Below are 26,515 nucleotides of genomic sequence, written 5' to 3'. Positions count from 1 at the left end.
TCAGTTGCCCGGGGGCTGGCCGGTGCCGTCGTGCGGCGGCGCATCGGCAGGAGGAGCATCGGCAGGAGGAGCGGGAGCTCCCGGCGGCGCGGCCTCGGCGAGGATGAACGGCACCGTCGCCGAGCGCAGATTGCCCAGCTGCACCACCAGGTTGTAGGTCCCGGGTCCGATCGGTTCGCGCGGCAGCGGGCAGTTCGGCGCCGAGCCCATTCCGGTCCAGGTGACCTCGGTGGTGACCTGCTCACCGGGGGCGAACTCCTTGACCAACGTCTCGTTGGACGGCGCGCAGTCCAGGTTGGACCACAACCGCTTGTTGTCCAATGAATACACGTAGGCGGCCAGGACGGCGGCACCGACATCGCGCTTGCAGGCGACCAGACCGATATTGGTGACCACCATGGTGAACTTCGGCTGGTCGCCCATGACGTAGTTGGGCGCGCTGGTGATGCCCTTGACCGCAAGGGTCGAGTCCGGGCAGTCCTCACCGGCCTGCAGCACCGGCGGCGGCACGACCGCGGTGGTCGGCGTCGGCGTCGGGGGCGGTGCCGCCTGGGCCGGCGGGACGACCGGGGTCTTGACGCCCGGCTCCTCCCCCGGCAACGGGGTCGGCGCCGCGGGGGCAGCCTGCTCGGCCGACTGCTCGGCGGCGGTCGGCTCGGTGCTGGTGCTGTTGGACGCGACGATCGCGATGATGCCGGCGACGATCGCGATGACGACGACCGCAACCCCTATTGCCAGCGCTCTGCGGCGCCGGTAGATCTCCGGTGGCAGCGGGCGGTGCGGTTCGGTGTCTAGCACGACCTCAACGGTAAGCCGGGGTCAGGTCAGGTTGGCCGAGGCGGATCGGCGTGTCTCCTGTGACCTTACAAAGATCGTTTCGTGACAACCGGGCCCGCGCCGAGCGGCCCGCTCACTCCTCGCCGATGTCTCCGAGGTGGTTGCGCAGCTGCACTCGGCCGTCGGAGAGGTGATAGGTCAGACCGACGATGGCCAGGTCGCCCGAGCGCACCCGATCGGCGATCACGGTGGAGCGGGCCAGCAACTGCGCGGCGGTCTCCTCCACGTGGCGCGCCTCGAACTCGTCGACCCGGCCCAGACCGTCCCGACGGCCCGCCAGGATCGAGGGCATCACGCGTTCGACGATGTCACGGATGTAGCCACCCGGGATCTCCCCGGCGTCCAGGGCGTTGAGGGTGGCCTTCACCGCACCGCAGCTGTCGTGGCCGAGCACCGCGATCAGCGGCACGTTGAGCACCGCGACGGCGTACTCGATCGAGCCCAGTACCGCGGTGTCGATGACGTGGCCCGCGGTGCGCACCACGAACATGTCGCCGAGGCCCTGATCGAAGATCAGCTCGGCGGCGACGCGACTGTCACCGCACCCGAACAGCACCGCGGTGGGCGTCTGAGCCTCGGTCAGACGCGCCCGATCCTCGATCCCTTGACTGGGATGCTCGGGCCGACCCGCGACGAAGCGCTCGTTACCCTCCTTGAGTGCCTTCCACGCGGAGATCGGATTCGAGTTCGGCATGAGCAGAAGTATGCCCCAGACCGAATACGGCATCGACCCCGGCGAGCTTCTGGCGTGGTTCGACGCCGCCGAGCGTGACCTGCCATGGCGTCGGCCGGGGGTCACCGCCTGGCAGATCCTGGTCAGCGAATTCATGCTCCAGCAGACGCCGGTGAACCGGGTCGAACCGATCTGGCTGGACTGGATTGCGCGGTGGCCGACACCATCGGCCACCGCGGCCGCGTCCGCCGCCGATGTGCTGCGCGCGTGGGGCAAGCTGGGCTATCCGCGCCGAGCCAAGCGGTTACACGAGTGCGCGGCGGTCGTCGCGGCCGAACACGGTGACGTGGTGCCCGCCGATGTCGAGACGCTGCTCGGCCTGCCCGGCGTCGGCGCCTACACCGCGCGGGCCATCGCCTGCTTCGCCTACCGGCAACGGGTTCCGGTGGTCGACACCAACGTGCGCCGGGTGGTGGCCAGGGTGGTACACGGCGTCGCCGAGACCCCAGCCCGCGCGGGCGACCTCGCCGAAGTGGCCGCCCTACTCCCCGAAGATCCTGCCGCTCCGCGCTTCTCGGCCGCACTGATGGAACTCGGGGCGATCGTGTGCACGGCACGCAACCCCCGCTGTGGGATCTGCCCGCTGAGCGCGTGTCGATGGCGCTCGGCCGGTCACCCGGCGGCGACGACACCGGCCCGGCGGGCGCAGGCCTACGCCGGGACCGATCGGCAGGTACGCGGCAAATTGCTCGACGTACTGCGCGCCAGCACCACACCGGTGACCCGCGCCCAGCTCGACGTCGTGTGGCTCACCGATACCGCCCAGCGTGACCGGGCGCTGGATTCGCTGCTGACCGACGGTCTCGTGGAGCAGACCGCTGCGGGGCTGTTCGCGCTGGCCGGCGAAGGCGACGATGGGAGCGAGGGACGAGCGCCCTGAGGAGCCGAGCATCCCACCACGAAGGCGACTAGGCCTTCCGGACGATCAGGCGCTCTCCTCGCAGGCGTCGTCGCAGGAGAAGCTGCGCCGATAGTCCGATGGCGTGACCCCGATGATGCGGCGGAAGTGGTGGCGCAACAGCGTCGCGGTACCGAATCCGCATCGGTCGGCGACGCGATCGATGTCGAGGTCGGTCTCCTCGAGCAGACGCCGGGCGTAGAGCACCCGCTGGTCGGTGATCCACTGCATCGGGGTGCGTCCGGTCTCCTCGACGAACCGGCGGGCGAAGGTGCGCGCCGACATGTTGGCCCGCGCCGCAAGCGCCGCCACCGTGTGTTGCTTGTCGAGGTTGGCCAACATCCAATCCAGCTGCGGAGCAAAACCTTCCGAGTAGCGAACCGGGATCGGCTGGTCGATGTACTGGCGTTGCCCGCCGTCGCGCTGCGGGGGGACGACCATCCGGCGGGCGATCTTGTTGGTCACCTCCGCACCCAGCTCCCGGCGCACCAGATGCAGGCAGGCGTCGATACCTGCGGCGGTGCCCGCGCTGGTGATCAGGTTCCCGTCGTCGACGAACAACACGTTTCGGTCCACCCGAGCGGTGGGGTTGGCGGCGGCCAGGTCGTCGGCATGCATCCAGTGCGTGGTACACGGCCTGCCGTCGAGCAAGCCCGCGGCACCGGCCAGGAACGCGCCCGAACACACCGTCAGGACGGTCGACCCGGATTCGACGGCCCGTCGCACCGCAGTCAATGCCTCGGGCAGGTAGTCCGATCCCGAGATTGCCGGGATCGCGACCAGATCGGCACCGATCAGATCATCGAGCCCGTGATCGGGAGTCAGGGTGGCGCCCACCGAGGTGCGAACCGGTTCGCCGGCACGGGGACCGCACACCTTGAAGTCGAAGTTCGGGACGCCGTCGGCAGAGCGGTCGATGCCGAAGACCTCGCAGATCACGCCGAACTCGAAAATCGCTAGACCGTCCAGCACCAGCACCGATACGCTCGATATCGCCATGGCAGCATTTTATCCCAACGTGTCGTTCCTGCCACTGTTGGCCGGATCTTTATCTACGGAGCATTACTGCCATGACCACTGCACTCATCACCCTCGCAATCCTCGCTCCCTTCCTACTCGGCGCCGCCCTGATCCGGGCCGCGCACCGGGAAGGACACCTGCGCTTCACCGCGGACCAGTTCCGCATCGCCGGCCCGCTGACCGGCAGCTTCCATGCTGAGGACCGCGACAGCCTGCGCACCCAGCACGACATCGACGCGATCCGTTGCAGGTGGGAGCACGCGCCTGCCTGGCCGACCTCCAGCGCCTCAGGCGAGCGCCGTTAAGAACCCCGCGACGGCTTCCCGATAGATCTCCGGCGCATCGTCATGGATCAGATGGCCCGCCCCGGGAACCTGCAGATAGGTTGTCCGATAACCGGTTTCGTGCATGCGTCGCATCTGTCCGGGCGGCGCGACGGTGCCGCCGGCCTCCAGCAGCAGCACCGGTGCACGCACCGCCTCCCACTGCTGCCAGTAGTCGCGCATGCCCCACTGCCCGGCGATCTCGATCCAATTTTCGACATGCCCGTGCAACCGCCAGCCCGTCGCCGTGCGGTCGAACGCCTCCAAGAAGTACCGCCCGGCCACCGGTCCGAACTCCCGATAGACCTGCTCGGAGGTCTCGAACTCCACCGGCAGCGCCTGCACCCACGGTTCCCACGGCCCGGTCGTGCGGCCGCGGAAATCCGGGGCCATGTCCTCGACCACCACGGCGGCCACCAGATCCGGGCGTTCGGCGGCCAGACACCACGAGTGCAGCCCACCCATCGAATGGCCGACCAGCGTTACCGGGGTGCCCAGCGCGGCCACCGCGTCGGCGAGATCCTGCACGAACCGCTCGGTGCTTATCGGGTACGGATCGTCGACGTCTCGGCCCCGGTGCCACGGGGCGTCATAGGTGTAGACCGCGCCCAGTTCGGTCAGCCACGGCAGCTGACGCGACCAGGTGCTGCCCCTGCCCATCAGGCCGTGCACCAGAACCAGCGGGGTCCCGGCCCCACCGCGCGCAGTCAGATGTTCGGTCCGCATGCCGACATCCTGCCCGTGCCCGGCACGGGTAACCTCATGCCATGCCCGTCGTGAAGATCAACGCCATCGAGGTCCCGGCCGACGCAGGCCCAGAATTGGAGAAGCGGTTCGCCCACCGCGCACACGCCGTCGACAATCAGCCCGGCTTCCTCGGCTTCCAGCTGCTGCGCCCGGTCAAGGGCGAGGATCGCTACTTCGTGGTGACCCAGTGGGAGTCCGAAGAGGCCTTCCAGGCCTGGGCCAGCGGCCCGGCCGTCGAGGCGCATGCCGGACAGCAGACCAAACCAGTCGCCACCGGCGCGTCACTGCTGGAGTTCGAGGTTGTGTTGGACGTTGCGGGGACAGCCAAGTAGCGCGCCGAGGCGCGTACTCGCATTCACCGCGCTGGCCACCGCCGTGGCCGTGATCGGTTCCGGTTGCACGCATACCGGGCCGCCGGTGGCCGAGGCCGCCTACGGCATGCACATCGAGACCAATACTCCGCAGGGTCTGCGCGCCAAGCAACTGCTCGACATGGTCAATTCGGACTGGCCGATCGGTGTGGTGCCGGTGGCCACACTCGCCGCCCCGCAGCAGGTCGAGTTCGTCGCCGGTGCGATGGATCGATTGTGGGCGGACCGCCCTATCACGGTCACCGCCATGGCCCTGGGCGCCGGCGAAGCAACCCTGCATGTGCGCAACTCCTACAACGTCGAGCAGAAGATCGAGATGCGCACCGGCGACGGTGGTCTGGTCGACCGGTTCCAGGTCACCGTGGAACCACCCAAGATCACCCAGTGGTCCGATATCGACACCGAGATCCAAAAGTCCGGGGCCGTCTACGCCTACCAGGTGTCCAAGGTGTCCGACGGCAGGTGCGTCAAGGTGGCGGGAACCGATGTCGACACGCCCATGCCGCTGGCCTCGATCTTCAAGCTCTACGTCCTGCTGGCGCTGGCCGAGGCCGTCAACGCGGGCACCATCTCCTGGGACGAGCAGCTGACCATCACCAAGGAGGACAAGGCCGTCGGCTCCGCGGGCTTCAATGAGCTGGACCCCGGGTCCCGGGTATCGGTCAAAGCCGCTGCGCAGCAGATGATCTCGGCCAGCGACAACATGGCCACCGATATGTTGATGGCGCGCCTCGGCCCCGGCGCGGTGGAACGGGCGCTGGTCGCGGCCGGACATCACGACCCGTCGTCGATGACACCGTTTCCCACGGCGCACCAACTGTTCTCGATCGGCTGGGGTAAACCGGATGTCCGCGAGGAATGGAAGACCGCGTCACCGCAGAAGCGCGCCGCCATGCTGGCCCGCACCGGAACTCTGCCCTACGAACCGGATCCGATGCTGACCCGAGTGCCGGCATCACCGTACGGCATCGAGTGGTACGGCACGCCGATGGACATCTGCCGGGTGCACGCCGCACTTCAGTCCGCAGCCTCCGGGGCCGCGGCACCCGTGCGTGACATCCTCTCCGCCACCCCCGGTATCGAACTGGACAAGGCGCGCTGGCGTTATGTCGGAGCCAAGGGCGGAAACCTGCCTGGTGATCTGAGCTTCAGCTGGTATGCCGAGGACCGCAGTGGACAGGGCTGGGTGGTCAGCTATCAGCTCAACTGGCCGGAGTACCGCAGCCTGACCGCGGCCACCTGGCTGCTGTCGATCGCAACCCAGTCTTTCGGGTTGATTCTGAACTGACCATGTCACAGCCGCAGCGTCCAGGCACCACGGAAGTGCATGGTCGTACGGGACGCCGGGGCGATATCGATGCGCCAGAAGGATGTCTGTGCCGCGCCCAGCGCGGTGAGGATGGCGGCCCGGATGACGGCAGGATGGGTGACCGCGGTGTGCCGCCCACCGCGCTCGGCCACACCGTCGAGCCAGCTGCGCACGCGGTCGCACAGTGTGGCGATCGATTCGCCGCCGTGCGGAGCGACCGTCGGATCCGTCAGCCAGATCGACAGCCCGGCCGGGTCCACGTCCTGCAGTGACTTTCCCCGCCACCGTCCGCAGTCGAGGTCGGCCAGGGCGGGTTCGGTGGTCGCCGGGCCGCCCAATGCCTGCGCGGTCTGGCCGGCCCGCAGCTCGGGGGCGCAGCACAGCATGCCGGCGTCGACGCCGGTTCGAGTTGCTGCGAGCTCGGCGACCTGGCGGCCACCCAGTGCATCGAGGGGTTCGTCGGCGGGGAACCGTCCGGCTGCCATCGCCTCGGTCATACCGTGCGAGACGAGGGTCAGCCGGACGACCTCACTCACGCCGCGACGAACTCGCGCTTGTTCTCCAGTAGCCGCGACACCAGGGCGGCGAACACCAGACCGATCGTCGCCCACATCACCAGCTGGGTGCCCAGCGAGTAGAGCCGGAACTGGTAGAGGTCATCGGCGGGGAACGCCCCGAAGATGATCACACCGGCGTCATCGCGGATCGGGCCGGGTGTCTCGGCGATGGTCGGCATGACCAGGAAGACGACGGCGATCGCGACCAGGTAACCGGCACCGCCGAGGAGAGCGGCATTCCACGCGCCGAACTTGTCGGCCAGCCGCCGCCCGGCCAGCACCGCGCCCACCAGCAGCGCCGCCGACAGCACGGTCAACAGGAGGTACAGCAGGGTGCGCTGCTGGATCGTCTCGTCCAGGCTGACCGCCGGCGGGTTCGGCGGATACTTCAGCGACGGCACGATCCAGAGTGCGATCAGCATTCCGCCGGCCAACAGGACGGCCGTGGCCCTGGCCGACAGCGTGGCGATCCGTCCGTACGCGACACAGAACAGGACGGCCAGCAGCGCGCCCATCGCCACGCTGAATGCGACCAGCCCGAAGCCCAGCCCGATCGTCGACTGGACGGTCCGGGTGATCTCGATGCCGCCTTCGGCGCCGTGCTCATGGGCGTGACCGCCGTGCTCGATCGCCTGATGCGCGGCGCTGACACCGTCCTCGAATTCGATCGCGCGGTCGATGACCGGCTCGATGAAGATCCATGACCAGACGAATGCGAGTACGCCGCCGAGGGCGCCGGCCAGGAGGCCGCGCCCGATGATTGCCTTTTCCATCGGTTGTGATTCTGCTTTCGGCGTCTAGTGGCAGGGGAAGCCGAGCAGATGACGGGCGTCATGCACGAACTCGTGGATGACGGTGTTGGCACCGAACACCGAGGTGGCGCCCTGATCCATGCCGACGAAGTAGAGCACCAGCAGGGCGAAGAACGCCGTCAGCGACAGCCAGACCACCGCGCTCGCGGCGGACAGGTCCACCGCACGTGCACCGGCCCTGGGGGTTTCAGCAGAAGTCATATCCGATCCTTTCGGGAGTTCGCGTCCCAGATTCATATCGTTGAGACGGACACCGGGTCTGACTTTCACAGTGGCGCGACCGTTCTGGGATTGCACCAGATTCCGTCATCCGTCGAGAGCAGTTCGGATACTACGCCGGTCGGTCGCGTGCAGATACACGAAACCCCCGTCCGGATGACTCCGGACGGGGGCTCGGTGCTGGTGTCCTTACTCGACCGCGGTGGCCGCCAGATCGGCGTCCTCGGTGGAACCGGCCGACTTGGGCCGCCCCGAGAACGTGAACTTCGCGTTCTCGCCGGCACCCTCGCCGTCCCAGCCCTCGACGTCGACGGTGACGATCTGACCCGGTCCGACCTCTTCGAACAGGATCTTCTCCGACAGCTGGTCCTCGATCTCGCGCTGGATGGTGCGACGCAACGGCCGCGCACCCAACACCGGATCGAAACCACGCTTGGCCAGCAGCGCCTTGGCCTGGTCGGTCAGCTCCATCTCCATGTCCTTGGCACGCAGCTGGTTGCCGACCCGGCCGATCATCAGATCGACCATCTGGATGATCTCGTTCTGCGTCAGCTGGTGGAACACGATGATGTCGTCGATACGGTTCAAGAACTCGGGGCGGAAGTGCTTCTTCAGCTCGTCGTGCACCTTGAGCTTCATCCGCTCGTAGTTGTTCTCACCACCGCCCTGGGTGAAGCCGAGACCCACCGCCTTGGAGATGTCCGAGGTGCCCAGGTTGGACGTGAAGATCAGCACGGTGTTCTTGAAGTCGACCGTGCGACCCTGACCATCGGTGAGACGGCCGTCCTCCAGCACCTGCAACAGGGTGTTGTAGATCTCCTGGTGTGCCTTCTCGATCTCGTCGAACAGGACCACGCTGAACGGCTTGCGGCGCACCTTCTCGGTGAGCTGGCCGCCCTCTTCGTAGCCGACGTAGCCCGGAGGGGCACCGAACAGCCGCGACGCGGTGAAGCGATCGTGGAACTCGCCCATGTCGATCTGGATGAGCGCATCGTCGTCGCCGAACAGGAAGTTCGCCAGCGCCTTGGACAGCTCGGTCTTACCGACGCCGGACGGGCCGGCGAAGATGAACGAACCGGACGGGCGCTTGGGATCCTTCAGGCCCGCGCGGGTGCGGCGGATCGCCTTGGAGACGGCCTTGACGGCATCCTCCTGGCCGATGATCCGCTTGTGCAGCTCGTCCTCCATGCGCAGCAGACGGGTGGTCTCGGCCTCGGTGAGCTTGAACACCGGGATACCCGTCCAGTTGCCGAGCACCTCGGCGATCTGCTCATCGTCGACCTCGGCGACCACGTCGAGATCACCGGAGCGCCACTGCTTCTCACGCTCGGCGCGCTGCGCGACCAGCTGCTTCTCCTTGTCGCGCAGGCTGGCGGCCTTCTCGAAGTCCTGCGCGTCGATCGCGGACTCCTTCTCCCGGCGGGCGTCGGCGATCTTCTCGTCGAACTCGCGCAGGTCCGGCGGCGCGGTCATCCGGCGGATGCGCATCCTGGCACCGGCCTCGTCGATCAGGTCGATCGCCTTGTCCGGGAGGAACCGGTCGTTGATATAGCGGTCGGCCAGCGTGGCCGCGGCCACCAACGCACCGTCGGTGATGGACACCCGGTGGTGCGCCTCGTACCGGTCGCGCAGACCCTTGAGGATCTCGATGGTGTGCTCGACGGTCGGCTCGCCGACCTGCACGGGCTGGAACCGGCGCTCGAGGGCGGCGTCCTTCTCGATGTACTTGCGGTACTCGTCGAGGGTGGTCGCACCGATGGTCTGCAGCTCGCCACGGGCCAGCTTCGGCTTCAGGATGCTGGCGGCGTCGATGGCTCCCTCGGCGGCACCGGCACCGACGAGCGTGTGCAGCTCGTCGATGAACAGGATGATGTCGCCGCGGGTGTTGATCTCCTTGAGCACCTTCTTCAGGCGCTCCTCGAAGTCACCGCGGTAACGGCTGCCGGCGACCAGCGAACCCAGGTCCAGGGTGTAGAGCTGCTTGTCCTTCAGCGTCTCGGGGACCTCGCCGTGCACGATGGCCTGGGCCAGGCCCTCCACGACGGCGGTCTTGCCGACGCCGGGCTCGCCGATCAGCACCGGGTTGTTCTTGGTGCGCCGGCTCAGCACCTGCATGACCCGCTCGATTTCCTTCTCACGGCCGATGACCGGATCGAGCTTGCCCTCCATGGCGGCCGCGGTGAGATTGCGGCCGAACTGGTCGAGGACCAGCGAGGTCGACGGGTTGCCGGATTCGCCGCCACGGCCTCCGGTACCGGCCTCGGCGGCCTCCTTGCCCTGGTATCCGCTCAGCAGCTGGATCACCTGCTGGCGCACCCGCGTCAGCTCGGCGCCGAGCTTGACCAGCACCTGGGCGGCCACGCCCTCGCCCTCACGGATCAGGCCGAGCAGAATGTGCTCGGTACCGATGTAGTTGTGGCCGAGCTGCAGCGCTTCACGCAGCGATAGTTCCAGCACCTTCTTGGCGCGCGGAGTGAAGGGGATGTGACCCGAGGGAGCCTGCTGACCCTGGCCGATGATCTCCTCGACCTGGCTGCGCACCCCCTCAAGGGAGATACCCAGCGACTCCAGGGACTTGGCCGCTACGCCTTCACCTTCGTGGATGAGACCCAGCAGGATGTGCTCGGTGCCGATGTAATTGTGGTTGAGCATCCTGGCCTCTTCTTGGGCCAGGACGACGACCCGACGGGCACGGTCGGTGAATCTTTCGAACATCCGTGGTTACCTGCTCTTCCTCACGTGGGTCGGCAACGTGCGCTGAACTACTCGCCGCTCCTTGCGTCCACTGTAGTGGGCACGCGACACGGGTGCTTTTCTCGGTGCCGCGGTTGAAGACATAACGCGCGGCGAAGCCAGAACGTTTCCCGAAAAGGGGTGCGCAGAGTTCGCCGTCAGCGAAGCGGATTACCCGGCTGACCGTGGCGCAATCAGAACTTTGCGTCGAGATCAGGTCGCCGCGTGGAATGCGTCGATGACCTCCGCCGGGATGCGGCCGCGAGTCGAGACGTTGTGTCCGTTGCGGCGAGCCCAGTCGCGGATCGCCGCACTCTGCTCACGGTCGATGGCCGCCCGGCCACGTCCGGTACCCGCCGAGCGACCGCGGCGTCGACCGCCGACCCGCCGGCCCGCCTCGACCCACTGCTTGAGGTCACCGCGAAGTTTTGCGGCGTTCTTGGAAGAAAGGTCGATCTCGTAACTCACACCATCCAACGCGAATTCGACGGTTTCGTCTGCGGCAGCTTCGCCGTCGAAATCGTCAACCAGCGTGACGGTAACTTTCTTCGCCATTCAGCTCACACTGACCCTTCTGTGGCCACACATAGATTTGTCCCGAATCCCTGCGGCAATGCTTACATATGTGTCGAAGTCATTCAACAACCGCACCGTTAATACGCTCAGATTGAGTGCCTGCGCACAATCGGGAACAAAACTGTCTCCCTAATCGTCAGGCCCGTCAATGCCATCAACAGCCGGTCAATACCCATTCCGGTGCCGGTGGTCGGCGGCATCGCGTACTCCAGCGCGGCCAGGAAATCCTCGTCCAGGCGCATTGCCTCGTCGTCACCGGCGGCCGCGGCCCTGGCCTGGGCGGCAAAGCGCTCGCGCTGGACCACGGGATCGATCAGTTCGGAGTATCCGGTCGCCAGTTCGAACTTGCGCACATAGAGATCCCATTTTTCGGTGACACCGGGAATGCTGCGGTGAGCGCGGGTCAGTGGGCTGGTCTCGACCGGGAAATCACGCACGAAGGTCGGTTCCCACAGGGTTTCACCGACGGTGTGTTCCCAGAGTTCCTCGACCAATTTCCCGTGCCCGTAACCGCGATCGGACGGTATCTCGACCCCGAGGCGGTCGGCAATTGACAACAGGTGTTGCAGTTCGGTGTCCGGGGTGATCTCTTCCCCCAAAGCGGCCGACAGTGACGGGTACATTTCCAGCGTCTGCCATTCGCCATCAAGATCATAGATAGTGCCATCGGCGAGTGGCACCTGGCGAGTTCCCAGCGCCTCGTCGGCAACTTCCTGAATTAGTTCACGAGTGACGATCGCGGAATCGTCGTATGTCCCGTAAGCCTGATAAGTCTCCAACATCGCGAATTCCGGGGAATGCGTGGAATCGGCGCCTTCGTTTCGAAAGTTCCGATTCAGCTCGAAGACCTTCTCGAAACCGCCGACAAGGCACCTTTTCAGGAACAGCTCCGGGGCGATCCGCAGGTAGAGGTCGGTGTCGAGGGCATTCGAATGCGTGACGAACGGCCGTGCCGCGGCACCGCCGGGCAGCGTCTGCAACATCGGCGTCTCGACCTCGAGGAAGCCGCGGCGTTCCAGTGCCGAACGGACCGCGCGCACCACCGCAATGCGCTGTCTGGCGATGCTGCGCGCCTCGGGACGCACGATCAGGTCGACATAACGCTGCCGGACCCGGGATTCCTCACTCATCTCCTTGTGCGCGACCGGCAGCGGTCGCAGCGCCTTGGAGACGATCTGCCAGGAATCGGTGAGTACGGACAACTCGCCGCGCCGCGAGCTGATGACCTGGCCGTGGGCGAAGACGATGTCACCGAGGTCGACGTCGGCCTTCCAGGCGTCCAGCGATTCCTGGCCCACCTCCGCCAGGCTGATCATGAGCTGTAGTTGGGTGCCGTCACCGTCTTGCAGCGTGGCGAAGCACAGCTTGCCCGAATTGCGGGCGAAGACGACCCGGGCGGCCACCCCGACCAGATCCCCGGTCTGGGTGTCGGCGGCCAGCTCCGGGTACGCGGCCCGCAGCTCGCTCAGGCTGTGGGTACGCGCCACCTGCACCGGGTAGGGGTCACGGCCCTCGGCGAGCAGCCGCTCACGCTTGGCCTGACGGATCCGGTACTGCTCGGGGATGTCGTCTTCATCAGAACTCACGACATGCCAGCTTAATCAGCGTCGACCACGCTGGTTGTCGCGGTTGCGCTCGAACACCAGCCGCAACCCCTCCAAGGTGAGGTGCTGGTCGTAGTGACCGACGGTGCGCAGGTCCGGCAGCACCAGCGGCGCCGAGTTTCCGGTGGCCACCACGGCCACATCGGTTCCGCCGAAACCGGAGACATCGGCGCGGATGCGGTCGACGAGACCGTCCACCAACGCCGCGAATCCGAACACCGCCCCGGACTGCATGCATTCCACGGTGTTCTTGCCGATCACCGAGCGCGGTCGGGTGAGCTCGACCCGGCGCAATGCCGCCGACCGCGCGGCGGCGGCATCGGAGGACACCTGCACGCCGGGGGCGATGGCCCCGCCGAGGAACTCCCCCTTGGCCGAGACCACGTCGACACAGATCGACGAGCCGAAGTCGACGACGATGGCCGGCGAGTTGTACTTGCTGTAGGCCGCCAGGCAGTTGACGATCCGGTCGGCGCCGACCTCCTTGGGATTGTCGACCAGCAGCGGGATGCCGGTGCGCACACCGGGTTCGATGAGCACCTGCGGAATCGACGGCCAGTACTGGTCGAGCATCAACCGGATCTCGTGCAGCACCGAGGGCACCGTCGACAGGGCGGTGGCCCCGGTCAGGCGTTCGGAGTCGTCGCCGATCAGACCGTCGATGGTCAGCGCCAACTCATCGGCGGTGACCTCGGACTCGGTCCGAATGCGCCAGTGCTGCACCACTTTTCCGTGCGTCCCCGGACCGGCGATCAGTCCGACCACCGTGTGGGTGTTGCGGACGTCGATGGCGAGCAGCATGGCTAGCGGGGTGACATCAGGCCGGCGGCGTCGGCCGGCACGTAGGCGGGATCGGAACCGAGATCGATCTGTTTGTTATCGGCGTCGACGAAGACGATCCGGGGCTGATATGTGCGCGCCTTCGCATCCTCGACGGTGGCATAGGCGATCAGGATGACCAGATCACCCGGTTGGATCAGATGTGCTGCCGCACCGTTGATCCCGATCACACCGGTGCCGCGCTGCCCGGTGATGGCGTAGGTGACCAAACGATTGCCGTTGTCGATGTCGACGATGGTCACCTGCTCACCTTCGAGGATGTCGGCGGCTTCCATCAGATCGGCGTCGATGGTGACCGAACCCACATAGTGCAGGTCGGCCTGGGTCACCGTGGCACGGTGGATCTTGGACTTGAGCATTGTGCGTAACATCAGTTCCTCCAGGGCAATTCGTGCTCGTCGAAGGGAACGTCCGGACCGGGACCGGACGGCACCCCGAGATCGATCGCGATGTTGTCCAGCAGCCGGGTGCGGCCGAGTCGGACGGCCAACAGCATGCGCGCCCGCCCGGTCTGCGGCGCGGGACCCAACCAGGTGTCGCGGATCTCCAGATAGTCGACGCTGATGGCGGGGACCTCCTCCAGGACCGCTCGCGCGGCATCCAGTGCGGCATCGGCGCCCTCGCCGGCGGCGTAGGCCCCGGCCAGCAATGCCGACGGAATGGCCAGTGCCTGTTCGCGTTCGAGTTCGTCGAGGTAGCGGTTGCGTGAGGACATCGCCAACCCGTCGGATTCCCGCACGGTGGGTACGGCGACGATCCGGGTGTCCAGGTTCAGGTCGTCGGCCATCTGCCGCACCAGCACCAGCTGCTGATAATCCTTCTCGCCGAAGAAGGCCTGGTCGGGTCGCACGATCTGGAGCAGCTTCATGACGACGGTCAGCATGCCCGCGAAATGCGTCGGTCGGACCGCGCCCTCCAGCTGTGAACCCAGCTCACCGGCGTGCACCGAGGTACGCGGTCCCGCCGGGTACATCTCGGCCGCGGTGGGGGTGAACGCGATCTGCACGCCCTCGTTGCGCAGCGCGGCCAGGTCCTCGTCGAGGGTGCGCGGATAGGCGTCGAGATCCTCACCGGCCCCGAACTGGGTCGGGTTGACGAAGATCGACACCACCACCACCGATCCCGGCACCTGCTGCGCGCGGCGGATCAGGGTGAGGTGGCCGTCGTGCAATGCACCCATCGTCGGCACCAGCATGACGCGCCTGCCGGTGCTGCGCAGCGCCCTGGTCACCTCGGCGATCTCGCCGGGCCGTCGATAGATGTTGAGTTCCCCGGCCTTGAACGCCGGCGGTCGGCCGTAAGTCACGATGTCTCCTTCGCAGCGCCGTTGTCGAGCAGTACGTCGAACACGTCCGCAGGCGCGTGGGCACGCTGGGCCGTCCGCAGCGAATTGGCCCGATAGGCCTGGGCCAACGCCGGATCGGTCTCGGTGAGCGCACCGAGATGACGTGCCACCGCGGCCGCGTCCCCGCGGGCTACCGGACCGGTCAGGGCGGTCTGCCCGCGCTGCAGCGCGTTCTCCAGCGAGGCGCGCGCCAACGGGGCGACGATCCGTTCGGCCAGCCCGCCCGGGGCGTCGCCGATGAGCTCCTGGCCGAGCAGCTCCTGTCCGCGCAACGCGTCACGCAACGCCTCGATCGCGTCGAGCACCACGGTGATCAGGTGGTTTCCGGCGTGGGCCAGCGCGGCGTGATAGAGGGTGCGCGCGTCCTCACGGACCCGGAACGGTTCGCCACCGATCTCGAGGACGAGCGACTGCCCGATGGCGTAGCCGATCTCATCGGCCGCGGTCACCCCGAAACAGGCATCGGACAACCGGTCGATGTCCTCGTCGGAACCGGTGAACGTCATGGCCGGATGGATGGCCAGCGGCAGGCATCCCAGTTCGGTCAGCGGCGCCAGGATGCCGATTCCGTTGGCACCGGAGGTGTGCACCACGATGGTGCCCGGTCGTACCGAGCCGGTGCTGGCCAGACCGCCGATCAGCGCCGCCAGCTCGGCATCGGGCACGGCCAGCAGCAGCAGTTCGGCGCGAGCGGCGACCTCGTGCACCGGCACGATGGCGGTGTCGGGCAGGCGGCGGGCCGCGCGTTCGCGCGACGGCACCGAGATGGCGCTACAGGCGACGACGACATGCTCGGCACGTTCGAGCGCGACCCCGAGCGCGGTGCCGACCCGGCCTGCCGAGATGATGCCGACGCTGAGCCGGGCCGGACGCAGTCCGTCGACCATGACAGACGACCTCGCAGATTCGCTGGTACTGAAACGTTGCGGTCCTGCCGTCGCAGGTACCGCACGGGCTGCGGTGAGCCTAGCTCACTCCTCGCGGCGCCTGCGTCGGCCGCCTCCGGTGGGGTTGGCCTGCAACCGGGACAGCAATTCGGACACCGGTTGGCCACCGCTGTGCTGGCCGCCGGGCTCGGGCTCGGGTGCTGCCGGCGCATCCTCGGGTCCGCGATGCCGCGGCGCGGGGGCCGGGGGCATCGGGTCGACGGGCGGTGCGACCGGTGGGGCCTGATCGGCTTCGGGTGGCACCGCGTGCCGGGAGCGGCGTGGCGTCTCGGCACTATCGGGGGCGATACCGGGGTTTGCATGGCGGCCGCGGCGCGCCTCCCGGTCGGCCACGGCATCGGGAGTGGGGGTTGGCGTGGGGGCCGGGGTCGGCGGCGAGGTCGGCGGTGGCGGGACGGGCGGGCTCCAGTTGCTGCCAGGAGCACCTGCCGGGATCCACTGGCCATCGGCCGGGGCCGGGTTCCACTGTGCCACCAGCGGTTCGGCGGGTTCGACAGGTTCCACACGCGGGGGCACCACGGGCGGAGCGGGGGTCGGAGTCGTGGTGCGCCGCTGCCACGGCGGCGCGGACTGCTCGCCCTGCGGGTTCTCCGATGCCCGCCGATGCGCACCCCCGGCCGGCTCGGCCGGCGGCGCCCATCCGAACTCGGGCGGCTGCGGTTCGGCCGGCACGTCGATGATCGGACTCTCCTCGGTGCGCGGTTCGGCCTCACTGCGCATGGGGGCATCGATCCGGCTGGCGATGACCCGACCCGCCGGACGCTCGGTCTCCAGGGCCGGTCGCTCATCGAGATCGGCGTCGAAGAGGATCTCAAGGTTGGCCCGCAATGCCGCGAGTTCGGCACGCAACGCGGCGACCTCATCGGAGGACTGGGCGCGCAGCTCCGCGGACAGCTCGCGGCGCAACTGCGTCTCGACGGCCAGTTCGTATTCCCGACGGGCCGAGATCTCGCGGTCGAGTTGCAGGTCGTACACGTACTTCAGGTCGCGCACCTTGGCCTGATCGAGATCGCTCTGCCTTCGATAGATGAATGAGGCGAAGGCCGCGGCCACCGCGGCCCACAGGGCCAGCACCACAGCCAGTTTGAGCAACTCGACACGATTGGTGAAGACCAGCACGGTGCTCGAGACGATGGCCAGGACCAGCAGGACGGTCAGCAGCACCCACCCCGGCCTGCGGTTGACGCGCCGAGCGCGCATGCCGCGGGAGGGGTCGGTCATGGGCTCCGACTGTACCGGTCCCAGGTCGCATCGCGTGTCGACCGGTGCGGCGATTCGCCCTAGTCGGCCGCACCTGGAAGCGGATCGGAGGTGTCGTTCTGGTCGTCCGGGGATTTGCAGCAGTGCTGCAACCACAAGCCCGCTGCGACCAACACGAGCGCGCACACCGCGGCAACCACAGCACCGCCGGTGTCCTCGCCGGCGACCCGGACGGTGTCCCGGCGCGGCAGCAGGTATCCGAGAACGCCGGTCCACCAGCCCAACACCAGCGCCCCAACCCAAGCGGATGCCTTCGCGACGAGCACCGATCGGGCCACCGCGAGCGGATGCAACCGTGCCGCCCCCACGCCGACCTTGCCGTCGGCGATCCGACGGCGCACGAACTGCCCCCAGACCGCGATCGCGACGGCAACGGCCAGCAGCGAGATCCCACTCCACGCCGTGATCGGCGGGAACCACCGGTACAGGCTGATGACGAGCAGATAGCCGATAACCGCCGTCGCGGCGGTGGCCGCTGCCAGATCGCGGACGCGGGTCGGTCCCATCAGCGCGCCAGGCTCAGATCGGTGCGGCGCACACCGTCGCGCTCCTCGGCGGCCAGCTCGGCCAGCAGGTCGGCGACCGGCCGTCCCGACAGTTCGGCATCCGGATCGGCCGCCAGCCACGGGATCAAGACGAAGGCCCGTTCGTGGGCGTGCGGATGCGGCAGCGTCAGATCGCGTTCGCTGCACAGTAATTCGACGCCGTTGTCATCGCGGCAACAGATGACGTCGACATCGAGGGTGCGTGGACCCCAGTGCACCTCGCGGACGCGGCGAGCCGCGGCCTCCAGGGTCTGCCCACGCCGCAACCAGCCGTAACCGTCGAGTGCGGGGTCGTCGGCGATCAGCACGGCGTTGAGGAAGGCGTCCTGTTCGACCCCGCCCCAGGCATCGGTCTCGTAAACCGGCGAGACCGCGGCGACGCGCGCCCCCAGGTCGTCGACGACCGATTGCAGATGGGCCAGCCGGTCACCAAGGTTGGAGCCGATCGACAGCACCGTCCTCACCGGGCACCGCGCCGGGACCGCCGCGCCACCACGGCGACATCGTCGAAGGCCAGCGGAATAGGCGCCGACGGTTTGTGCACGACGACCTCGACCGCATGGATCCGTTCGTCGGTCATGACGTCCTCGGCGATCTCGGCCGACACCGTCTCGATCAGGTTGCGCGGCGGCCCACCGACGATGTCGGCGGCCCGCTGGGCCAACCCGCCGTAGTCGACGGTGTCGGCCAGGTCGTCACTGGCCGCGGCCGCGGCCAGGTCCACCCAGACGGTGATGTCGACGATGAAGTCCTGGCCGTCGCGGCGCTCGTGGTCGAACACGCCGTGGTGGCCGCGAACCGTCAAACCCCGCAGTTCGATGCGGTCAGCCATGCTCCTCCTCCTGTGCGCCCGACCAGGCCGCGAGAACCTTGAGCGCGTCGACCGAGGCCTGCACATCGTGAACCCGCACACCCCAAGCGCCGTGCTGGGCGGCCAGTACCGACACCACTGCGGTGGCGGTCTCGCGTCCGGCCGGTGGTCGGGCCGTCCCGTCCGGTGCGGCCAGCAGCGCGCCGAGAAAACGCTTGCGCGAGGCGCCCACCAGGACCGGTATCCCGGTGCCGACGAACTCCGGCAGGGCATGCAGCAGTTGCCAATTGTGTTGTGCGGTCTTGGCGAATCCGAGGCCCGGATCGATGATGAGGTTTGCCGGGTCCACCCCCGCCGCCACGGCGGCATCCACGCTGCGCAGCAGTTCCGCACGCACCTCGGCGACGACGTCGGTGTAGGCGGGCACGTCGTGCGGGTCATCGGCCCGCACCGACCGCCAGTGCATCAGCATCCAGGGCACCCCGGCCTCGGCCAGCAGGGCGGCCATGTTGGGATCGGCTCTTCCTCCGGAGACGTCGTTGACGATCTCGGCGCCGTGTTCGAGCGCGGCGCGCGCCACCGCCTCGTGCATGGTGTCGATGCTGACGGTGACGCCGGCGGCCGCCAGTTCACGCACGACCGGCACGACACGGGCGGTTTCCACGGCGGGGTCGACCCGGACCGCCCCCGGCCGGGTGGACTCACCGCCGACATCGACGATGCTGGCGCCCGCGGCGACCATGGCGTGGGCGTGCTCGAGAGCGCGGTCCCGATCGACGAACAGGCCGCCGTCGGAGAACGAATCATCGGTGACGTTGAGGACACCCATCACCCGCGTGCGCGTGGAGCTCACCGGCGCAGGATCAGGTCCAGTGCCTCGGCCCGGGACGCCTTGTCGGTCTTGAACTGACCACGCACCGCTGATGTCGTCGTCACGGCACCCGGTTTGCGGATACCCCGCATCGCCATGCAGAGGTGCTCGGCCTCCATCACCACGATGACCCCGCGCGGATCGAGCTTGCGCATCAGCGCGTCGGCGACCTGTGCGGTCAGTCGTTCCTGCACCTGTGGTCGCTTGGCGTACAGGTCGACCAGTCGGGCGATCTTGGACAGCCCGGTGACGCGACCGTCCCGGCCGGGGATGTAACCGACATGGGCGACCCCGTGGAAGGACACCAGGTGGTGTTCACAGGTCGAGTACATCGGGATCTGCTTGACCAGCACCAACTCGTCGTGCTGTTCGTCGAAGGTGGTGTTGAGCACCGCGTCGGGATCGGTGTAGAGCCCCGCGAAGATCTCCTTGTACGCCCTGGCCACCCGTGCGGGGGTGTCGATCAGACCGTGCCGGTCGGGGTCCTCGCCGACGGCGAGCAGGAGTTCCCGCACCGCCGCTTCCGCACGCGGCTGATCGAACTCCGCTTGGACGAATCCGCTCGTGCTCTCGCCATTCTTGCCCGACGTCGTCATCGACGCTCCGTTTCTGGTCAGCCTCGTGGAGGTGGCGGATTCTCCGGCGGGGGGCCGTACTGGCCCGGCGGCGAACCGTATCGAGGGCCACCGTACTGCCCGTGCTGCGGATCGGGTTGCCCCGGCTGCGGCGGACCGTACTGCTGCTGTGGCGGGGGGCCGTACTGCTGCGGCGGCGGACCGTAGTGCGGGGGCGGGGTGCCCTCGCGCGGCGGCCAGCCCGGTGCGTGCCAGCCTGCGGGGGCGCCGTAGTCGGGTTGGGCGTGACCGTTGGGGGCGGCATGCCCACCGTGGGAGCCGTTGGACCCGTTGGCGCCCGATCCGTTGGCACCGGATCCGTTGGCACCATTGTTGCCGCCGTCGGCGGGCCTGTTGGCTTCCGCCGCCCGGCTGGCCTCAAGGATCGCGGCCTTGTAGGCGGGCTCCTTCACCGGCGGCGGCCACGGCTCACCACGTTCGATCGCGATCTCACCCGGGGTCTTGATGGGCGGCTTGTCCGACGGTATCCGGCCACCGAAGTCATTGAAGATGGTGATCCGGGGACGCTTCTTGACCCCGTCGAAGATTGCTTTGAGCTCCTTGCGGTGCAGGGTCTCCTTCTCCAGCAACTCGCCGGCCAGGATGTCGAGCACGTCGCGGTACTCGGTGAGGATCTCCCACGCCTCGGTGTGCGCGGCCTCGATCAGCTTGCGCACCTCGTCGTCGATGATCTGCGCGACCTCATGGCTGTAATCCGCTTGGGTACCCATCGAGCGTCCCAGGAACGGATCGCCGTGTTCGGTGCCGTAGCGGACCGCGCCGAGCTTGGCGCTCATGCCGTACTCGGTGACCATGGCGCGGGCGATCTTGGTGGCCTGCTCGATATCGGAGACCGCACCGGTGGTGGGCTCGCGGAACACGAGCTCCTCGGCGGCTCGGCCGCCCATCGCGAACACCAGCCGCGCGACCATCTCCGAGCGGGTCATCAGGCCCTTGTCGTCCTCGGGTACCGCGACAGCGTGCCCGCCGGTGCGGCCGCGGGCCAGGATGGTGACCTTGTAGATCGGCTCGATATCGGGCATCGCCCAGGCGGCCAGCGTGTGCCCGCCCTCGTGGTAGGCGGTGATCTTCTTTTCGTGCTCACTGATGATGCGGCTCTTGCGGCGCGGTCCGCCGACGACACGGTCGACGGCCTCTTCGAGCGCGGCCCCGGTGATGACGGTCCCGTTCTCGCGGGCGGTGAGCAGCGCCGCCTCGTTGATGACGTTGGCCAGATCGGCGCCGGACATGCCGACGGTCCGCTTGGCCAGCCCGTCCAGGTCCGCGTCGGGTGCGATCGGCTTGCCCGCCGAATGCACCTTGAGCACGGCGCGGCGGCCGGCCAGGTCCGGGTTAGAAACCGGGATCTGGCGGTCGAAGCGGCCGGGACGCAGCAGCGCGGGATCCAGGATGTCGGGGCGGTTGGTGGCGGCGATCAGGATGACGCCCTGGCGATCGCCGAATCCGTCCATCTCGACGAGCAGCTGGTTCAGCGTCTGCTCGCGTTCGTCATGGCCACCGCCGAGCCCGGCGCCGCGCTGACGACCGACGGCGTCGATCTCATCGACGAAGATGATGCAGGGGCTGTTCTGCTTGGCCTGCTCGAACAGGTCACGCACACGAGAGGCGCCGACACCGACGAACATCTCGACGAAGTCCGAACCCGAGATGGTGAAGAAGGGCACCCCGGCCTCACCGGCGACGGCGCGCGCCAGCAGGGTCTTGCCGGTGCCGGGCGGACCGAACAGCAGCACACCGCGCGGGATCTTCGCGCCGAGTGCCTGGTACCGGCTCGGGTTCTGCAGGAAGTCCTTGATCTCGTAGAGCTCCTCGACGGCCTCGTCGGCGCCGGCCACATCGGCGAAGGTGGTCTTGGGCATGTCCTTGGAGAGCTGCTTGGCCTTGGACTTGCCGAAGCCGAAGCCCATCCGGCCGCCGGACTGCATCCGGGAGAACATGACGAACAGCCCGACCAGCAGCAGCAGCGGGAGCATGTAGATGAGCAGGGTGCCCAGCACACTGCCCTGGTTGACGACTGTGTTGATCTTGGCGTTCTTGGCACTGAGCTTGTCGAAGAGCTGCACACCCACGCCGGTGGGGTACTTGGTGAGGATCTTGTCGCTGTTCTCGGTGTCACCGTTGCCGGACTTCAGATCGAGGCGCAGCTGCTGCTCGCGATCGTCGATCTGGGCGCTGTTGACGTTGCCCGCCTCGATCTGGGCCATCGCCACCGAGGTGTCCACCGGCTTGTAGCCGCGGGTGTCGTCACTGAAGTAGAAGAAGGACCAACCAAGCAGCAGCACCACGGCGATCGCCGTGAGCGTGCGAACGACATTCTTACGGTTCATACGTCAGTTCGGTTCATCGATATTCGCGGCCGCGCGGGTGCGCCGGCCGACCCGGTCCTTCCGATATACGCAGTTGGGAAACTAAAGGCTACCGCTTGAACAACGATCGGAAGTTCCCGGCCGGGGTGCTCGTCAGGGCCGGGAACGTGTGCTTGGCTGAGACGATGCTCACACCAACCGAACGGTTAGTCGATACCAACGGCGTGACGCTTCGCGTGACGGAGGCAGGTGAGCGCGGCAACCCGGTGGTGGTGCTGGCTCACGGCTTCCCCGAGCTCGCGCATTCCTGGCGCCATCAGATCCCTGAGCTGGCCGCCGCCGGCTACCACGTTTTGGCACCGGACCAGCGTGGATACGGTGGCTCGTCGCGGCCGGAGGCGATCGAGGACTACGACATCATCGAGCTGACCAACGATATCGCCGGATTACTCGACGATGTGGGCGCCGAGCGCGCGGTACTGATCGGCCACGACTGGGGTTCCCCTGTGGTGACCAACTTCCCGCTGTTCCATCCCGAGCGGGTCCGCGCGGTCGCCGCGCTGAGCGTGCCGCCGATCCCGCGGGCATCAGCCCCGCCCACCCAGATCTGGCGCGGCATCTTCGGCGACAACTTCTTCTACATCCTGTACTTCCAAGAGCCCGGCGTCGCCGATGCCGCACTGGGCGCCGATCCGCGGGCCTCGCTGCAGCGCATGGTCGCCCTGGAGGGCTTCACCGGCCCGGTCGACGAGATGGCCGACAATCCGCTCCCCCCGCTGCCCGAGTGGATGAGTGCCGAGGAGTTCGAGGAGTACGCCCGGGCTTTCGAGGCGACCGGCTTCACCGGCCCGCTGAACTGGTACCGCAACTTCGACCGCAACTGGGAGCTCACCGACCCGGCTGCCGGACGGGTGGTCACCACCACCATCACCGCACCCGTGCTGTTCCTGGCCGGCAGCGCCGACCCGGTGTTGAGCTTCACCCCGCGCGACCATGTCCGGGAGGTGGCCACCGGCGAGTACTACGAGGTTCTGCTCGAGGGCGCCGGCCACTGGTTGCAGCAGGAGCGCCCGACCGAGGTCAACGCGGTGCTGCTGGAGTTCCTCGGGGGGCTCGCGTGAGCGCGCCGCTGAACTTCGGGGTGTTCATCACCCCGTTCCATCCGCCCGGCCAGTCCCCCACCCTGGCTCTGCAGTACGACATGGACCGGGTCGAGGAGCTGGACCGGTTGGGGTATGACGAGGCCTGGTTCGGTGAACACCATTCCGGCGGTTACGAACTGATCTCCTGTCCCGAGGTGTTCATCGCGGCCGCCGCCGAGCGCACCCGCCACATCCGGCTCGGCACCGGCGTGGTGTCACTGCCCTATCACCATCCGTTGATGGTGGCCGACCGCTGGGTGCTGCTGGACCATCTGACCCGTGGCCGGGTGATGTTCGGGACCGGCCCCGGCGCGCTGCCCTCGGACGCCTACATGATGGGCATCGATCCGGTCGACCAGCGCCGGATGATGCAGGAGTCCCTCGAGGCGATCCTGGCGCTCTTCCGCGCGGCGCCCGATGAGCGCGTCGATCGCCAGACAGATTGGTTCACGCTGCGCGATGCCGCGCTCCAAGTTCGGCCGTACACCTGGCCATATCCCGAAATATCCACCGCGGCAATGGTTTCCCCGTCCGGTCCGCGACTGGCCGGCCAGCTGGGAACCTCTCTGTTGTCGCTGTCGATGTCGGTACCCGGCGGCGCGGCTGCGGTCGAGACCACCTGGGATATCGTCACCGACCAGGCCCAGCGGTCCGGCCGCGACGCCCCCGACCGCAAGGATTGGCGGGTGCTGGGCATCGTGCACGTCGCCGACACCAAGGAACAGGCCATCGAGGACTGCACCTACGGGCTGCAGGACTTCGCGAACTATTTCGGTGCGGCGGGTTTCGTCCCGCTGTCCAATGCGACCGACGGCGACGCCGATGATGCCCGCGCATTCGTCGAAGACTATGCGGCCAAGGGTAATTGCTGCATCGGCACCACCGAGGAGGCCATCACCTACATCCAGGACCTGCTGGATCGCTCGGGCGGATTCGGTACCTTCCTGATGCTGGGACACGACTGGGCCTCGCCGGCGGCGACCTACCACTCCTACGAGCTGTTCGCCAGGGAGGTCATCCCGCATTTCAAGGGTCAGCTGACCGCTCCGCACGCCTCCCACGAATGGGCGAAGGGTATGCGAAATCAGTTGCTCGGCCGCGCGGGACAGGCGATCGTCAACGCGATCACCGAGGCCACCGACGACTCCGCCGCCAGGGCGACGAGCTGATGCGTGCTGCCGTTCTCCGCGATGGCGCGATGGTCGTCCGCGACGACGTCCCCGAACCCATCCCCGGCCCTGGTCAGGTGCTGGTGGCGGTCAAGGCCTGCCGGATCTGCGGGTCAGACCTGCATTTCGCCTCCCATGGCGACGAGATGTTGGCGGCCGGCGCGCAGATGGAGGGCATGCCCGACACGTTGGCAGGCATCGATCTGGCCGCCGATGTCTACATGGGCCACGAGTTCAGCGCCGAGGTGCTGGACGCGGGCCCTGGGACCGACGCACCCGCCGCCGGCACGATCGTCACATCGGTGCCGGTACTGGTGTCACCGTCCGGTCTGGAAATGATCGTCTACAGCAACTCCACCGTCGGCGGTTACGCCGAACGGATGCTCCTGTCGGCACCGCTGCTGCTGCCGGTTCCCAACGGTCTGGACCCGCGGCACGCCGCACTGACCGAACCGATGGCCGTCGGTCTGCACGCGGTGAACACCTCGCAGGTCCAGCGCGGGGAGACCGCGCTGGTGATCGGGTGCGGTCCGATCGGGATCGCGATCATCGCCGCGCTGCGCTACCGCGGCGTGGAAACCATTGTGGCGTGTGACTTCTCACCCACCCGACGCGAGTTGGCCGCGCGGATGGGTGCGCACGTGACGGTCGATCCGAGCCAGGGTTCACCGTTTCACCGCAGCGCACCGGCAGTGGTGTTCGAAGCGGTGGGCGCCCCGGGGATCCTCGACGATGTCATGCGCAGGGCGCCGGCCGGCGCCCGCGTGGTGATCGCCGGGGTGTGCATGCAACCCGATACGGTGCACCCGTTCTTTGCCAGCGCCAAACAGCTCAGCCTGCATTTCGTGTTCGGCTATGACCCGGCAGAGTTCGCCGAGTCGCTACGGGCCATCGCCGAGGGGGAGATCGACGTGGCCCCGATGATCACCGGCGAGGTCGGACTGGACGGTGTGGCGGAGGCTTTCGCCGATCTGTCCGATCCCGAGCGGCATTGCAAGATCCTCGTCACGCCGTGAACGGTTAGGGTGCGAACATGACCTTCGCGCAACGATTGCCGGTCCGTGTCAGCCTTGCAGCCCTCGCCGGCGCCCTCGCCATCGGGATGACCGCCTGCGATTCGAACTCCGGTCCGGTCGCGACGGGTCAGCCCGCCGCAGCGACGGGTCGACAGGTCACCGTCGTGGGCTCCGGCGAGGTGCAGGGCACCCCGGACACGTTGACCGTGTCGGCGGCGATGGAGGCTATCGCGCCCGACGTCTCCGGCGCCTTGAACCAGACCAGTCAGCGCCAGCGAGCCGTGATCGACGCGTTGACCGGGGCCGGCATCGAGGAACGCGATATCAGCACCAGCCAGGTGTCGCTGCAGCCGCAGTACAACAATGACGGAAGCCGTATCGACTCCTACCGCGCGAGCAACGGGGTGGACGTGAAGATCCGCGACGCGGGCCGGGCCTCCGATATTTTGGCGCTGATAGTCGACACCGGCGGCGATGCGACACGGATCAACTCCGTGAGCTACTCGATTGCCGACGACTCCCAGTTGGTGCGCGACGCGCGAGCCCGCGCCTTCGAGGACGCCAAGGCCCGCGCCCAGCAATACGCCGAATTGTCGGGCCTGAACCTGGGCGACGTGGTGTCGATCTCGGAGGCCTCCGGGTCAACTCCCCCGCCACCGATGCCAATGCCGCGCGGTGCGATGGCCGAGGCTGTCCCGCTGTCACCGGGACAGCAGACCGTCGGATTCACCGTGACCGCGGTGTGGGAACTGAGCTGACCCCAGCCGTCTGACGGCGAGGCCAACTCAACCCCTGGCGGCGCCTAGTTCTCTGTTCAGTTATCAAGGTGCGCTGCGGTTTTCGTATTAGGCAGCTGCCGGTAGGTCGGTCATGGTGCGGCGGGCGTGGG

General features: G+C 67.7%; 29 protein-coding genes. 8 read left to right on the top strand and 21 right to left on the bottom strand.

The window, feature by feature from the left end:
- Both IC40_RS0123195 and IC40_RS0123190 read right to left on the bottom strand, forming a co-directional pair.
- The gene (locus IC40_RS0123195) at positions 1-798 is read right to left on the bottom strand and encodes a hypothetical protein (protein ID WP_030137056.1); all 798 of its coding nucleotides are present in this window, start codon (positions 796-798) and stop codon (positions 1-3) included.
- A gap of 112 nt (positions 799-910) precedes the next feature.
- Positions 911-1,531, bottom strand: coding sequence for a carbonic anhydrase (locus tag IC40_RS0123190; RefSeq protein ID WP_030137055.1), 621 nt, complete (start codon positions 1,529-1,531; stop codon positions 911-913).
- Positions 1,532-1,541: 10 nt separating this feature from the next.
- On the opposite strand from IC40_RS0123190, the gene IC40_RS0123185 reads away from it, so the two are divergent.
- Entirely contained in the window at positions 1,542-2,450 is a 909-nt protein-coding gene (locus IC40_RS0123185; RefSeq protein ID WP_030137054.1) for an iron-sulfur binding domain-containing protein, read from the top strand.
- A 45-nt stretch (positions 2,451-2,495) separates the two neighbouring features.
- Here IC40_RS0123185 and IC40_RS0123180 read toward each other — a convergent pair whose 3' ends face one another.
- Positions 2,496-3,467, bottom strand: a complete 972-nt coding sequence (locus IC40_RS0123180; RefSeq protein ID WP_030137053.1) for a GlxA family transcriptional regulator — start codon at positions 3,465-3,467, stop codon at positions 2,496-2,498.
- A gap of 71 nt (positions 3,468-3,538) precedes the next feature.
- Between IC40_RS0123180 and IC40_RS0123175 the strand changes: the two genes are divergently transcribed.
- Positions 3,539-3,793 (top strand): hypothetical protein, encoded by a 255-nt coding sequence (locus IC40_RS0123175; protein ID WP_030137052.1) that lies wholly within the window; start codon positions 3,539-3,541, stop codon positions 3,791-3,793.
- Here the strand turns inward: IC40_RS0123175 and IC40_RS0123170 are convergent.
- The gene (locus tag IC40_RS0123170; RefSeq protein ID WP_030137051.1) at positions 3,776-4,537 is read right to left on the bottom strand and encodes an alpha/beta fold hydrolase; all 762 of its coding nucleotides are present in this window, start codon (positions 4,535-4,537) and stop codon (positions 3,776-3,778) included. The genes IC40_RS0123175 and IC40_RS0123170 overlap by 18 nt on opposite strands.
- A gap of 41 nt (positions 4,538-4,578) precedes the next feature.
- On the opposite strand from IC40_RS0123170, the gene mhuD reads away from it, so the two are divergent.
- The gene (gene mhuD / locus IC40_RS0123165) at positions 4,579-4,890 is read left to right on the top strand and encodes a mycobilin-forming heme oxygenase MhuD (RefSeq protein WP_030137050.1); all 312 of its coding nucleotides are present in this window, start codon (positions 4,579-4,581) and stop codon (positions 4,888-4,890) included.
- Positions 4,871-6,217, top strand: coding sequence for a serine hydrolase (locus IC40_RS0123160; RefSeq protein ID WP_234411713.1), 1,347 nt, complete (start codon positions 4,871-4,873; stop codon positions 6,215-6,217). The genes mhuD and IC40_RS0123160 overlap by 20 nt, the downstream gene beginning before the upstream one ends.
- 5 nt (positions 6,218-6,222) lie before the next feature.
- Here the strand turns inward: IC40_RS0123160 and IC40_RS0123155 are convergent, their stop codons facing one another.
- From IC40_RS0123155 to ftsH, 17 genes are all read right to left on the bottom strand, one after another.
- Positions 6,223-6,774 (bottom strand): histidine phosphatase family protein, encoded by a 552-nt coding sequence (locus tag IC40_RS0123155; protein ID WP_030137048.1) that lies wholly within the window; start codon positions 6,772-6,774, stop codon positions 6,223-6,225.
- Positions 6,771-7,568, bottom strand: a complete 798-nt coding sequence (locus tag IC40_RS0123150; protein ID WP_030137047.1) for a CbtA family protein — start codon at positions 7,566-7,568, stop codon at positions 6,771-6,773. The genes IC40_RS0123155 and IC40_RS0123150 overlap by 4 nt, the downstream gene beginning before the upstream one ends.
- A 24-nt stretch (positions 7,569-7,592) precedes the next feature.
- Positions 7,593-7,808 (bottom strand): CbtB domain-containing protein, encoded by a 216-nt coding sequence (locus IC40_RS0123145; protein ID WP_030137046.1) that lies wholly within the window; start codon positions 7,806-7,808, stop codon positions 7,593-7,595.
- A gap of 207 nt (positions 7,809-8,015) precedes the next feature.
- Entirely contained in the window at positions 8,016-10,541 is a 2,526-nt protein-coding gene (clpC1, locus tag IC40_RS0123140) for an ATP-dependent protease ATP-binding subunit ClpC (protein ID WP_030137045.1), read from the bottom strand.
- Positions 10,542-10,772: 231 nt separating this feature from the next.
- A complete protein-coding gene (gene lsr2 / locus IC40_RS0123135; RefSeq protein WP_019512609.1) occupies positions 10,773-11,114 on the bottom strand; it encodes a histone-like nucleoid-structuring protein Lsr2 in 342 nt (113 codons plus the stop codon).
- 107 nt (positions 11,115-11,221) lie between these two features.
- On the bottom strand, positions 11,222-12,721 hold the full coding sequence (gene lysS, locus IC40_RS0123130; RefSeq protein ID WP_030137044.1) for a lysine--tRNA ligase: 1,500 nt from the start codon (positions 12,719-12,721) through the stop codon (positions 11,222-11,224).
- Positions 12,722-12,736: 15 nt separating this feature from the next.
- Positions 12,737-13,540: a type III pantothenate kinase gene (locus tag IC40_RS0123125; protein ID WP_030137043.1), complete on the bottom strand. Its 804-nt coding sequence runs from the start codon at positions 13,538-13,540 to the stop codon at positions 12,737-12,739.
- Positions 13,541-13,542: 2 nt separating this feature from the next.
- A complete protein-coding gene (panD, locus tag IC40_RS0123120) occupies positions 13,543-13,950 on the bottom strand; it encodes an aspartate 1-decarboxylase (RefSeq protein WP_030137042.1) in 408 nt (135 codons plus the stop codon).
- Positions 13,950-14,885: a pantoate--beta-alanine ligase gene (gene panC, locus IC40_RS0123115; protein WP_030137041.1), complete on the bottom strand. Its 936-nt coding sequence runs from the start codon at positions 14,883-14,885 to the stop codon at positions 13,950-13,952. Before panC ends, panD begins: the two co-directional genes overlap by 1 nt.
- Entirely contained in the window at positions 14,882-15,811 is a 930-nt protein-coding gene (locus tag IC40_RS0123110) for a Rossmann-like and DUF2520 domain-containing protein (RefSeq protein ID WP_030137040.1), read from the bottom strand. The genes panC and IC40_RS0123110 overlap by 4 nt, the downstream gene beginning before the upstream one ends.
- Before the next feature lie 84 nt (positions 15,812-15,895).
- The gene (locus IC40_RS0123105; RefSeq protein WP_030137039.1) at positions 15,896-17,092 is read right to left on the bottom strand and encodes a DUF6779 domain-containing protein; all 1,197 of its coding nucleotides are present in this window, start codon (positions 17,090-17,092) and stop codon (positions 15,896-15,898) included.
- Between the two features lie 59 nt (positions 17,093-17,151).
- Complete coding sequence (locus IC40_RS0123100; RefSeq protein WP_030137038.1) at positions 17,152-17,637, bottom strand: DUF3180 domain-containing protein; 486 nt, start codon at positions 17,635-17,637, stop codon at positions 17,152-17,154.
- On the bottom strand, positions 17,637-18,140 hold the full coding sequence (gene folK, locus IC40_RS0123095) for a 2-amino-4-hydroxy-6-hydroxymethyldihydropteridine diphosphokinase (RefSeq protein WP_030137037.1): 504 nt from the start codon (positions 18,138-18,140) through the stop codon (positions 17,637-17,639). The genes IC40_RS0123100 and folK overlap by 1 nt, the downstream gene beginning before the upstream one ends.
- A complete protein-coding gene (gene folB / locus IC40_RS0123090; RefSeq protein WP_030137036.1) occupies positions 18,137-18,508 on the bottom strand; it encodes a dihydroneopterin aldolase in 372 nt (123 codons plus the stop codon). The genes folK and folB overlap by 4 nt, the downstream gene beginning before the upstream one ends.
- On the bottom strand, positions 18,501-19,316 hold the full coding sequence (gene folP, locus IC40_RS0123085; RefSeq protein ID WP_042510089.1) for a dihydropteroate synthase: 816 nt from the start codon (positions 19,314-19,316) through the stop codon (positions 18,501-18,503). Before folP ends, folB begins: the two co-directional genes overlap by 8 nt.
- Before the next feature lie 20 nt (positions 19,317-19,336).
- Positions 19,337-19,954, bottom strand: coding sequence for a GTP cyclohydrolase I FolE (gene folE / locus IC40_RS0123080; RefSeq protein WP_030137034.1), 618 nt, complete (start codon positions 19,952-19,954; stop codon positions 19,337-19,339).
- Positions 19,955-19,971: 17 nt separating this feature from the next.
- Entirely contained in the window at positions 19,972-22,320 is a 2,349-nt protein-coding gene (ftsH, locus tag IC40_RS0123075; RefSeq protein ID WP_030137033.1) for an ATP-dependent zinc metalloprotease FtsH, read from the bottom strand.
- A gap of 164 nt (positions 22,321-22,484) precedes the next feature.
- Between ftsH and IC40_RS0123070 the strand changes: the two genes are divergently transcribed.
- The 4 genes from IC40_RS0123070 to IC40_RS0123055 are packed head-to-tail and all read left to right on the top strand — an operon-like array spanning position 22,485 to position 26,384.
- Positions 22,485-23,420 carry an alpha/beta fold hydrolase gene (locus IC40_RS0123070; protein ID WP_030137032.1) on the top strand — a complete coding sequence of 312 codons (936 nt, stop codon included), beginning with the start codon at positions 22,485-22,487 and terminating at the stop codon, positions 23,418-23,420.
- Entirely contained in the window at positions 23,417-24,610 is a 1,194-nt protein-coding gene (locus tag IC40_RS0123065) for an LLM class flavin-dependent oxidoreductase (RefSeq protein WP_030137031.1), read from the top strand. Before IC40_RS0123070 ends, IC40_RS0123065 begins: the two co-directional genes overlap by 4 nt.
- On the top strand, positions 24,610-25,626 hold the full coding sequence (locus IC40_RS0123060; protein WP_030137030.1) for a zinc-binding dehydrogenase: 1,017 nt from the start codon (positions 24,610-24,612) through the stop codon (positions 25,624-25,626). The genes IC40_RS0123065 and IC40_RS0123060 overlap by 1 nt, the downstream gene beginning before the upstream one ends.
- Before the next feature lie 17 nt (positions 25,627-25,643).
- Positions 25,644-26,384, top strand: coding sequence for an SIMPL domain-containing protein (locus tag IC40_RS0123055; RefSeq protein WP_030137029.1), 741 nt, complete (start codon positions 25,644-25,646; stop codon positions 26,382-26,384).
- Positions 26,385-26,515: the final 131 nt, after the last annotated feature.

The organism is Mycolicibacterium neoaurum ATCC 25795 (assembly GCF_000691525.1).
Taxonomy (GTDB): domain Bacteria; phylum Actinomycetota; class Actinomycetes; order Mycobacteriales; family Mycobacteriaceae; genus Mycobacterium; species Mycobacterium neoaurum.
The sequence above is the reverse complement of the archived record's forward strand: the minus strand, read 5'-3'. Positions and strand labels throughout refer to the sequence as shown.